Annotated in this window: 8 protein-coding genes; 5 read left to right on the top strand and 3 right to left on the bottom strand. The window is 71.9% G+C overall.

Translation table 11 applies throughout. From position 1 onward, the window contains the following. The first annotated feature begins 111 nt into the window (after positions 1-111). The 3 genes from ACFHYO_RS11960 (at position 112) to ACFHYO_RS11950 (ending at position 4,765) form a co-directional block, all read left to right on the top strand. Entirely contained in the window at positions 112-1,374 is a 1,263-nt protein-coding gene (locus ACFHYO_RS11960) for an HlyD family type I secretion periplasmic adaptor subunit (RefSeq protein WP_052513245.1), read from the top strand. A 372-nt stretch (positions 1,375-1,746) separates the two neighbouring features. After that, on the top strand, positions 1,747-3,120 hold the full coding sequence (trkA, locus tag ACFHYO_RS11955; RefSeq protein ID WP_394320662.1) for a Trk system potassium transporter TrkA: 1,374 nt from the start codon (positions 1,747-1,749) through the stop codon (positions 3,118-3,120). 13 nt (positions 3,121-3,133) lie between these two features. Further along, a complete protein-coding gene (locus ACFHYO_RS11950; RefSeq protein WP_394320660.1) occupies positions 3,134-4,765 on the top strand; it encodes a TrkH family potassium uptake protein in 1,632 nt (543 codons plus the stop codon). Positions 4,766-4,774: 9 nt separating this feature from the next. Here ACFHYO_RS11950 and ACFHYO_RS11945 read toward each other — a convergent pair whose 3' ends face one another. Then, positions 4,775-5,188, bottom strand: coding sequence for a VOC family protein (locus tag ACFHYO_RS11945; RefSeq protein WP_036704454.1), 414 nt, complete (start codon positions 5,186-5,188; stop codon positions 4,775-4,777). Positions 5,189-5,378: 190 nt separating this feature from the next. Here ACFHYO_RS11945 and hfq point away from each other — a divergent pair, with 190 nt between their 5' ends. Both hfq and hflX read left to right on the top strand, forming a co-directional pair. After that, positions 5,379-5,612 carry an RNA chaperone Hfq gene (gene hfq, locus ACFHYO_RS11940; protein ID WP_020949330.1) on the top strand — a complete coding sequence of 78 codons (234 nt, stop codon included), beginning with the start codon at positions 5,379-5,381 and terminating at the stop codon, positions 5,610-5,612. Further along, positions 5,613-7,025, top strand: a complete 1,413-nt coding sequence (gene hflX / locus ACFHYO_RS11935) for a GTPase HflX (RefSeq protein ID WP_394320657.1) — start codon at positions 5,613-5,615, stop codon at positions 7,023-7,025. A 158-nt stretch (positions 7,026-7,183) separates the two neighbouring features. Here the strand turns inward: hflX and ntrX are convergent, their stop codons facing one another. Next, positions 7,184-8,572 (bottom strand): nitrogen assimilation response regulator NtrX, encoded by a 1,389-nt coding sequence (gene ntrX, locus ACFHYO_RS11930; protein WP_036704456.1) that lies wholly within the window; start codon positions 8,570-8,572, stop codon positions 7,184-7,186. Beyond that, the coding region (locus ACFHYO_RS11925) for a sensor histidine kinase (RefSeq protein ID WP_394320655.1) at positions 8,569-10,182 on the bottom strand (1,614 nt) is incomplete at its 5' end. The genes ACFHYO_RS11925 and ntrX, both read right to left, overlap by 4 nt.

The raw sequence follows: 10,182 nt of genomic DNA, 5'->3' as shown, positions 1-10,182 counted from the left end.
CCGCCGCGGCCTCCACGCCGCACCGGGCGCGGCGGCCCGCCAGCCACCGGGGCGCCGCTCACCCCGCCCCCCACCCCGCCCGCCGCCCGCTGGTCGGCGCGCGGCGCGGTCCTGCTCGGGGTCTTCGGGCTGCTGCTGCTCATCGGCGGGTTCGGCGGCTGGGCCGTCTTCTCGCGCATCGCCGGGGCGGTCGTCGCCCCCGGCCAGGTCGAGGTCGAGCAACACCGTCAGGTCGTCCAGCACCCCGAGGGCGGGGTGGTCGAGCAGATCGCCGTACGCGAGGGCCAGACCGTCGCCGCGGGCGACCTGCTCATCCGCCTCGACGGGACGCTGCTCAGGACCGAGCTTGCCATCGTCGAAGGGCAGTATTTCGAGGTGCTGGCCCGACGCGGCCGGCTCGAGGCCGAGCGCGTGGACCAGCCCGAGATCACCTTTCCGACCGAGCTGACCGAGCTGGCGCCCTCCCGTCCCGACCTTCAGGCGATGATCGACGGGCAGACGAGCCTCTTCCGCTCGCGCCTCGACACGCTGCACCAGTCCACCGAGCAGCTCGACGCCCAGGCCGAGCAGGTCGGCCAGCAGATCGAGGGGATCGACGCGCAGTCCGCCGCGCTCGACCAGCAGCGGGTGCTGATCGGGCGCGAGCTGAAGGACGCGCAGAGCCTGCTCGACAAGGGCCTCGCGCAGGCCCCGCGGGTGCTGGCGCTGGAACGCGAGGCGGCGCGGCTCGACGGACAGCTGGGCGAGCTCAAGGCGGGCCGCGCGCAGGGGCAGACCCAGATCACCGAGATCGGGATCAGCAAGCTGCGCCTCGCCGCGACCCGGCGCGAGCAGGCCGAGACCGAGCTGCGCGACCTCGGCTACCGCGAGCTCGAGCTGGCCGAGCGCCGCCGCGGGCTGACCGAGCAGATCGCCCGGCTCGACATCCGCGCCCCGGTCTCGGGGATCATCCACCAGCTTCAGGTCACGACGCCCCGCTCGGTGATCCGCCCGGCCGAGCCGGTGATGTACCTGATCCCGCAGGACCGCCCGCTGGTAATCGCGGCCCGCATCGCCCCGATCAACGTGGACGAGGTCCATGTCGGGCAGCAGGTCGTGCTGCGGTTCTCGGCCTTCTCGAGCCGCACCACGCCCGAGATCGACGGCACGCTCGCCCGCGTCTCGGCCGACGCGGTGGTGGACGAGGCCTCGCGGATGCAGTTCTACCGCGCCGAGGTCACGCTGCCGCAGTCCGAGCGCGACAAGCTGGGCGACCTCGCGCTGATCCCCGGGATGCCGGTCGAGGTCTACATCCAGACCGGCGAACGCAGCCCGCTCGCCTATCTGGTCAAGCCGCTGAGCGACTATTTCGTGCGGGCGTTTCGCGAGCAGTAGGGCGGGGAAGTCGGCGGTCCTTGGAGCGCGGTGCGCTGGATGGCCCGGCCATCCGTAGGCCACCTCCGCTACTGCCAGAAACGGCCGTGGCGCCACCAGCCATAGGGAGCGGAGCCTCCGCTGCCGAGGCCGCCGGGCTGAACGCGCAGCCAACTGTGGGACACAGTGCCTCCTCCCCCCCCGGATACGACCGTTGCCCGGCTAACCTTAGGGCGCGGAGCGACCGCCGCATCGCTGGAACGGCCGTTGCCCGGCTATCCGTGGGGCCGGAGCCACCTCCGCCACCCCCGTGTCCCCCCGCAAACACCCCACCCCATTGCCCCCTCGCCCCTGAGCGCCTATCCCCAAGCCAGCATCGCGGCGAGGGGCGGCATGAGGATCATCATCTGCGGCGCGGGTCAGGTCGGCTGGCAGATCGCCCGGCAGCTCTCGGGCGAGCGCCACGACATCGTGCTCATCGACCACGACCACCGCCTGATCCAGCAGGCCAACGACGCGCTCGACGTCCAAGGCGTCGTGGGCCACGCCAGCCACCCCGAGGTGCTCGACAGCGCAGGCGCCGGCGACGCCGACCTGCTGATCGCCGCGACCGCCTCGGACGAGGTCAACATCGTCGCCTGCGAGGTCGCCCACGCGCTCTTCACCGTGCCGCGCCGGATCGCGCGGATCCGCGGCCGCGGCTATCTCAAGCCCGAATACGCCGACCTCTACCAGGCCGACAGCCTGTCCATCGACGTGGTCATCAGCCCCGAGCGCGAGGTCGCGCAGGCGGCGCTCGCGCGGCTCGATGCGCCCAGCACCTTCGACACCGAGACCTTCATGGACGGCAAGGTGCGGATGGTGGCGCTGTCGCTCGACAACGAATGCCAGATCCTGCACGCGCCCCTGCGCCAGCTCGACCAGACCTTCTTCGGCCTGCGCGCCATCGTCGTCGGCATCCGCCGCGGCGAGCGGTTCTTCGCCCCCGAGCCGGGCGACCAGCTGCACGCGGGCGACAAGGCCTATGTGGTGGCGCCCGAGGCCGACATCGCCCGCACGCTCGACATCTTCGGGATGCCGGCCGAGCGGATCGGCCGGGTGGTCCTGATCGGCGGCGGCAACATCGGGCTGGCCGTGGCGCAGACGCTCGACACCCGGGCGGCGATGAACGTCAAGCTGATCGAGCGCAACCGCGACCGCGCCGAGGCCGCCGCCGAGGGGCTCAAGCGCACCATCGTCCTGCACGGCGACGGCATGGCCCCCGAGGTCATGGCCGAGGCGGGCGTGCGCCAGGCCGACGCGGTGGTGACGCTGACCGAGGACGACCGCACCAACATCCTCGCCGCCGTGCGGGCGCGGCAGGCGGGGGCGCGGATGGTGATCGCGCTGATCAACGACCCGACGCTGCTGCCGCTGGCCTCAAGCCTCGGGATCGACGCCCAGATCAGCCCGCGCGCGGTCACCGTCAGCTCGATCCTGCGCCACATCCGCCGCGGCCTCGTGCGCGACGTCTACGCCATGGGCGACGCCGAGGCCGAGCTGATCGAGGCGCAGGTGCTGCCCGGCTCGCCGCTGGCCGGGGCGGTGCTGCGCGACCTCGACCTGCCGCGGGGGGCGCTGGTCGCGGCGGTGGAGAAGCAGGGCGAGGTCATCAAGCCGCGCCCCGACACGCGGCTCGAGGCCGGCGACCTGGTGCTGATCTTCGCGCTCTCGGGCGACATCGCCGAGGTCGAGCAGCTGCTGCAGATCTCGGCCGACTGGTTCTGAGGGGGCGGCGCGGGTGGATCGCCTCGGACGGCTGCCGGTTCTGGTGATCGCCGCGCTGGTGCTGGCGCTGGCGATGCTGATCCCCGCCGCCCACGCCGCCGCGACCGGCGCCCCCGACATCGCCGCAATCTTCGCGGGCAGCGCCGCGGGACTTCTCGTCCTCGGCGTGATCGCGGGGCTCGCCACGGCGAGCGCCCCGGCCACCGCGCCTGCGCCGCAGGTGCTGGCGACGCTTCTGGGCGTCTTCGCCGGGCTGCCGCTGCTGGCCGCCGTGCCCTTCGCCGCGGTCATCCCCGACACCGGCCTCTTCAACGCCTGGTGGGAGATGCTGTCCTGCCTCACCACCACCGGCGCGTCGCTCTATGTCGCCGAAAAGCTGCCGCCGACGCTGCATCTGTGGCGCGCGACGCTGGGATGGCTGGGGGGGATGTTCATCCTCGTCGCGGCCATCGCCATGATGGCACCGCTGCGGCTGGGCGGGTTCGAGGTGATGGACCGCTCGGCCGGGGCCGACGACCGCTTCGGCCGGATCGAGGGGCCGACCAGGTCGCAGCTGCGGCCGGGGCGCGACTATGCCGCCCACCTCGCCGACCCGGCGCTGCGGATGATCCGCTGGGGGCAGTCCATCGTGCCGATGTACGCGGGCGCCACGGGGCTTCTGTGGCTCTTGCTGATGATGACCGGCGCGGGCAGCCTCGATTCGCTGATCCGGGCGATGGGCACGCTCTCGACCAGCGGCGTCGGGCTGACCGGGCAGCCGGTGGGCGCCAGCGGCGGCGTCGCGGCCGAGGCCCTCATCGCGGCCTTCATGCTGACCGCGCTGACCCGCCGCGGCTGGCCGGGGGGTGGCGAGCTGAAGGCCAGCCGCCGCCTGCGCAACGACCCCGAGCTGCGGATGGCCGCGGGGCTGGTGCTGCTGGTCACGCTGGTCCTGTTCCTGCGGCCCTTCATCGGCGCCTTCGACGAGGGCGTGCAGCCGGTCTCGACGCCCGAGCCTGCCGCCGACAGCCTCGCCGGCGGGCTCGCCCGGGCGGCGGCGGCGGCCTGGGGGGCGGGGTTCACGGCGCTGTCGTTCCTGACCACCACCGGCTGGACCTCGGTCCATTGGGAGGGTGCGCGCGCCTGGGCCGGGCTCTCGGCGCCGGGGCTGATGCTCGCGGGCCTCGCCATCATGGGCGGCGGCGTCGCCACCACGGCGGGCGGGGTCAAGCTGCTGCGGGTCTTTGCGCTCGGGCTGCACGCGCGGCGCGAGCTGGACAAGATCGTCCACCCCGCCTCGGTCGCGGGCGGCGGGCCGATCACGCGGCGGCTGCGGGGCAGCGGCGCCTATCTGGCCTTCGTCTTCTTCATGGTCTTCGCGCTCTCGATCGTGGTGACCATCGCGCTCGTCTCGCTGAGGCCGGTGGCCTTCGAGACGGCGACGATCCTCAGCGTCGCGGCGCTGACCAACACCGGGCAGCTCGCCGAGGCGATCCCGCTGATCCCGGTGTTCGAGGGCAGCGCCGGCATCGCCGGCAGCCCGTGGGCCGGCTGGGCGGGGCTGTCCACGGTCAACAAGGCGATCCTGGCCGCGGCGATGGTCGCCGGTCGGCTCGAGATGCTGGCGATCCTCGCGCTGCTCTCGCCCGGGGCGTGGCGGCGCTAGGGCGGGGACTTAGCGGGCGAAGATCCCGGCGGTGTCGGCGAAGCCCTTGACCTCGATTGGGTTGCCCGACGGGTCGCGGAAGAACATCGTCCCCTGCTCGCCCGGCTCGCCCGGAAAGCGGATGTGCGGCTCAAGCTCGAAGCGCACGCCCGCGGCGGTCAGCCGGTCGGCGAGGGTGCGCCAGTCCTCGATCCCCAGCACCACGCCCAGATGCGGCATCGGCACCATGTGGTCGCCGACCTTGCCGGTGTTCGTGGTGGCGAAGGGCTGGCCCCGGTGCAGGCTGATCTGGTGGCCGAAGAAGTCGAAATCGACCCAGGTGTCGGTCGAGCGTCCCTCGGCGCAGCCGAGCACCCCGCCATAGAACGCCCGCGCCGCGTCCAGATCGGTGACGTGATAGGCAAGGTGAAACACGGACTGCATCTACGGGCGCTCCTCAACGCGGGGATCAGGCGGAGGCGAGCATAGCGTGCCGTTGCGAAAGGGAAACACCCTGCCCGGGCATCCCGTGCCGCCCGCACGGGTCGGCTTGTCACATTTGGGGCGCTCGCCTAGATGTGAACTGTCTGCCCGACGTATTGATCCTGCCCAATAACAAGAAAAGGTGTCCCGCATGGCCGGCGACAAGCAGAACCTTCAGGATGCGTTTCTGAACCACGTCCGCAAGGCCAAGGTTCCGGTGACGATCTTCCTCATCAACGGCGTCAAATTGCAGGGCGTCATCACCTGGTTCGACAATTTCTGCGTGCTGCTGCGCCGCGACGGCCAGTCGCAGCTCGTCTACAAGCACGCGATCTCGACCATCATGCCGGGCCAGCCGATCAGCCTGTACGAAGGCGAGGACTGAGTGGCGGAGCCGCACTCGACCGCCACCCGCCCGACCCGCGCCTACGTCATCCACCCCGACCTCGGCGACCGCCGGGGGCAGCGCCGCTCGCCCGAGCTGGCGCTTGAAGAGGCGGTGGCGCTGGCCCGCGCCCTGCCCGCCATCGAGGTGGTGGGGGCCAGCGTCGTGCGGCTGCGCAACCCGGCGCCGGGGATGCTGTTCTCGTCCGGCAAGCTCGACGAGGTGGGGGCCGAGATCGCCGCCGCCGCCGACGGCGAGGGGGCCGAGCTGGTGCTGATCGACGGGCCGGTGACGCCCGTGCAGCAGCGCAACCTGGAAAAGCACTGGGACGTCAAGATTCTCGACCGCACCGGGCTGATCCTGGAAATCTTCGCCGACCGCGCCCGCACGCGCGAGGGCGTGCTGCAGGTGGAACTGGCCGCGCTCAGCTATCAGCGCACCCGGCTGGTCCGCGCCTGGACCCACCTCGAACGCCAGCGCGGCGGCTTCGGCTTCGTCGGCGGCCCCGGCGAGACGCAGATCGAGGCCGACCGGCGCGCCATCGACGATCAGATGATCCGCCTGCGCCGCCAGCTCGAGCGCGTGGTCCGCACCCGCACGCTGCACCGCGCGGCGCGCGCCAAGGTGCCCTATCCGATCGTCGCGCTGGTGGGTTACACCAACGCCGGGAAATCGACGCTTTTCAACCGCCTGACCGGGGCCGAGGTGGTGGCCAAGGACATGCTGTTCGCCACGCTCGACCCGACCATGCGGGCGGTGAACCTGCCCGGCGCGGATGGCGAGGCCAAGGGGCGGCGGGTGATCCTGTCGGACACCGTGGGCTTCATCTCGGACCTGCCGCACGAGCTGGTCGCGGCCTTCCGCGCCACGCTGGAAGAGGTGCTCGAGGCCGACCTGATCCTGCACGTCCGCGACATCTCGCACCCCGAGACCGAGGAGCAGGCGGCGGACGTCGGCGACATCCTCGACGGGTTGGGGGTGGACGAGGACGTGGCGCTGATCGAGGTCTGGAACAAGATCGACGCGCTCTCGCCCGAGACCCGCGCCGCGCTGCGCCGCACCGACGCGCGGCGCGAGGGGGTGCAGGCGGTCAGCGCCCTGTCGGGCGAGGGGATCGAGGACCTCGTCGCCGCCATCGACGCTGCGCTGGCCCGGGTGCTCGACGAGCCGCGGGTCGCGGCCGAGGTCACCGTCCCGTTCGAGGACGGCCGTCGCCGCGCCTGGCTGCACGCCGCGGGCGTGGTCGAGGGCGAGACGGCGGGCGAGGACGGCCACCGCATCCGCGTGCTCTGGACCGACCGCCAGCGCATCGCCTTTGCGGCGCTGGACGGCGCGCCCCCCGAGGACGCGCCCGAGGACGATGACACGGTCGAGCGCACCCCGGGCGGCTGGGATCCGCTGGCCCGCGACTGACGCTGGCCCCGACCGCCGGACCGGGGGCCAGCCCCCGGACCCCCGGGATATTTGGACAAGAAAGAAAGGGCGCGCGCCCCGCTGCTTCTTTCTGGCCCGAACACCCTCGCCGAAGGCGTCCGGGCTCGCCCCCGCGCAAGGGGGGGGCGGCGGGGGCGCTATTTCGCCATGATCTCGTCGTCCACCCGCATCCCGCCCACGACGCCCAGCGACTTGAGCTTGCGATGCAGCGCGCTGCGCTCCATCCCCACGAACTGCGCGGTGCGGCTGATATTGCCGCCGAAGCGGTTGATCTGCGCCAGCAGATATTCCCGCTCGAACAGCTCGCGCGCCTCGCGCAGCGCCAGCGCGGTGATCTGCGGCCCCAGCGCCAGCGCCTCGCCGTTGTCGGGCGTCGCCCCTTGCGTGTCGAGCTCGCCGGGCTGGATCGGGCCGGTGCCGTCGCCGAGGATCAGCACCCGCTCGATCACGTTCCTGAGTTGCCGGATGTTGCCCGGCCAGCGCATCGCTTGCAGCGCGGCCACGGTCTCGTCGGGCAGTTCCCGCTCGGGCAGCCCTTGGGTGGCGTGGAACTGGGCAATGAAGTGCCGTGCGAGCTCGGCGATGTCGTCGCGCCGCTCGGCGAGGCAGGGGACCGGCACCGGGACCACGTTCAGCCGGTCGAACAGCTCCTGCCGGAAGCGGCCGGCGGCGATCTCGGACCCGAGGTCGCGGTTGGTGGACGAGATCACCCGCAGGTCCACCCGCACCCGGTCAGAGCCGCCGGCGCGCTGGAACTGCTGTTCGGTCAGCACCCGCAGGATCTTGGGCTGGGTGCCGAGCGGCATGTCGGCCACCTCGTCGAAGTAGATCACCCCGCCGTGGGCCTGCTCCAAAAGCCCCGGCTCGATCCCGCGCTCGGGGGTTTCGCGGCCGAACAGCACCTCCTCCATCCGTTCGGGCTCGATGGTGGCGCAGGGCACGGTGACGAAGGGCGCGTCGGCGCGCGGCGAATGGGCGTGGATGTAGCGCGCAGCCAGCTCCTTGCCCGAGCCCGGCTCGCCCGAGAGCATCACCCGGCCGTTCGACTTGGCGACCTTGTCGAGGTTGTCGCGCAGCCGCCGGAACGGGGCCGAGTGGCCCAGCATCTCGGCCGCCGTGACCTCTTTCCGGCGCAGTTGCACGTTTTCGCGCCGCAGGCGGCTGGTCTCCATCGCCCGGGTGATGACCACCATCAGCTGGTCGATGTTGAACGGCTTCTCGATGAAGTCATAGGCGCCCTGCTTGATCGCCGCGACCGCGATCTCGATGTTGCCGTGCCCCGAGATGATGACCACCGGCACCGAGGGGTTGTTGCGCTTGACCTGCTTGAGGATGTCGATCCCGTCCATCCGGCTGTCCTTGAGCCAGATGTCGAGGATCATCAGCGCCGGCTCTTCCGCGTTCAGCGCCGCAATCGCCTCGTCCGAGTTCGCCGCGGTGCGGGTCGGAAACCCCTCGTCGCCGAGGATGTCCGCGATCAGCTCGCGGATGTCCCGTTCGTCGTCAACGATCAGAATGTCGCTCATGTGCCGTTCGCCTCTTCCAGTTTCTGCTTGCGCGACGCGGCCATGCGGACCGGCTGGCGTTCGCGGGGGATGCGGATCTCGGCCAACGCGCCCCGGTGGCCGGTGGGGTCGGGGGGCGCGTCGGTGAGGGTCAGGGTGCCGCCGTGTTCCTCGACGATCTTCTTGACGATGGGCAGGCCCAGCCCGGTCCCGCCGGGCTTGAGGGTCACGTAGGGCTCGAAAAGCCGCCCCCGGTCCTCGGGCAGGCCTACGCCGTTGTCGCAGATGCGGATGGTGACCGCGTCGGGGCGGGCCAGCATCTCGACCGTGACGGCGGGTTGCCAGTCGCCGGCCGGGCGGTCGCGCAGCGCCTCGCCCGCGTTCTTCAGCAGGTTGGTGAACACCTGCCCCATCATGCCCGCGTCGCAGTCGACGATCACCGGGGCGTCGGGGATGGCGGTCGCCACCCCGCCCTCGATGGCGTCCTGCTGCAGCACCACCGCCTCGCGCAACAGCCGGGCGAGGTCGGTCTCGCGCCGGTCCGGCTCGGGCATCCGGGCGAAGCGGCTGAACTCGTCCACGATCCGGCGCAGGTCGCCGGTCTGGCGGATGATGACCTCGGTGTACTGGGTCAGCGCCTCGCGGTCCTCGTCGGCGGTGGCGAGGCGGCCGAACTTGCGGCGGATGCGCTCGGCCGACAGCTGGATCGGGGTGAGCGGGTTCTTGATCTCGTGCGCGACGCGCCGCGCCACGTCGCCCCAGGCGGCCATGCGCTGCGCCGAAACGAGCTCGGTCACATCGTCAAAGGCGATTACGTAGCCCGCCACCGACCCGTCCTCGGCCAGCCGGGCGGCGATGCGGACGAGCAGGCTTTCGATCCGGCCCTCGCGGTTCAGCCGCACCTCGTCCTGCACGCTGTCGGCGACCGAGGCGCCGAGGCGCTGGAACAGCGGCGCGAACTCGGGCACCGCCTCGGCCAGCGGGCGGTCGTGGTCGGCCTCGGGGTCGAGGCCCAGAAGCCGCGTGGCCGAGCGGTTCACGAAGTCGATCTGCCCCGCCTCGTCCAGTCCGATCACCCCCGCGGTGACCGAGGCCAGCACGGAGTCGAACAGCCGCCGCTGCTCGTCGGCGGCGCGGTAGCTTTCCACCAGCTCCTCGCGCTGGGTCTTGAGCTGCCGGGTCATGCGGTTGAAGCTCTGCCCGAGCACCTGGATCTCGTCGCCGGTGTCGGGCTCGGGCACCTGCACGTCGAGGTTCCCCTCGCCCACCTGCTCGGACGCCTCGGCCAGCCGCCCGATGGGCCGCGACAGCCGCTCGGCGAACCACAGCCCCAGCCAGATCGCCGCCGCCACCAGCAGCAGCGCGAAGCCAAGGTAGAGCAGCGAGAACTCGGCCAGCACCCGGCTGCGGGTGCGCTCGAGCTCCTGATACTCGCCGACCGTGGCGCGGGTGTCGTCGAGCAGACCCAGCAGGCTGCCGTCCACGTCGCGGGTGACGTAGAGATAGCGGTTCGACAGCCGGTCGAGGTGGACGAGGGCGCGGAACTCGTTGTTCTGCCAGTCCTCGATCAGCACGATCCCGTCGCGGTCGGCGCTGCGGAACTGCGCCTCGGTCGGCTGCTCGTACCAGAA

It is taken from the genome of Paracoccus panacisoli (assembly GCF_042435015.1).
Taxonomy (GTDB): domain Bacteria; phylum Pseudomonadota; class Alphaproteobacteria; order Rhodobacterales; family Rhodobacteraceae; genus Paracoccus; species Paracoccus panacisoli.
The sequence above is the reverse complement of the archived record's forward strand: the minus strand, read 5'-3'. Positions and strand labels throughout refer to the sequence as shown.

Excerpts from the sequence above, each read along its gene's own strand:
- ACFHYO_RS11945 (WP_036704454.1), bottom strand. The coding sequence starts at position 5,188 with ATGCAGTCCGTGTTTCACCTTGCCTATCACGTCACCGATCTGGACGCG.
- trkA (WP_394320662.1), top strand. The coding sequence starts at position 1,747 with ATGAGGATCATCATCTGCGGCGCGGGTCAGGTCGGCTGGCAGATCGCC.
- ntrX (WP_036704456.1), bottom strand. The coding sequence starts at position 8,572 with ATGAGCGACATTCTGATCGTTGACGACGAACGGGACATCCGCGAGCTG.
- hfq (WP_020949330.1), top strand. The coding sequence starts at position 5,379 with ATGGCCGGCGACAAGCAGAACCTTCAGGATGCGTTTCTGAACCACGTC.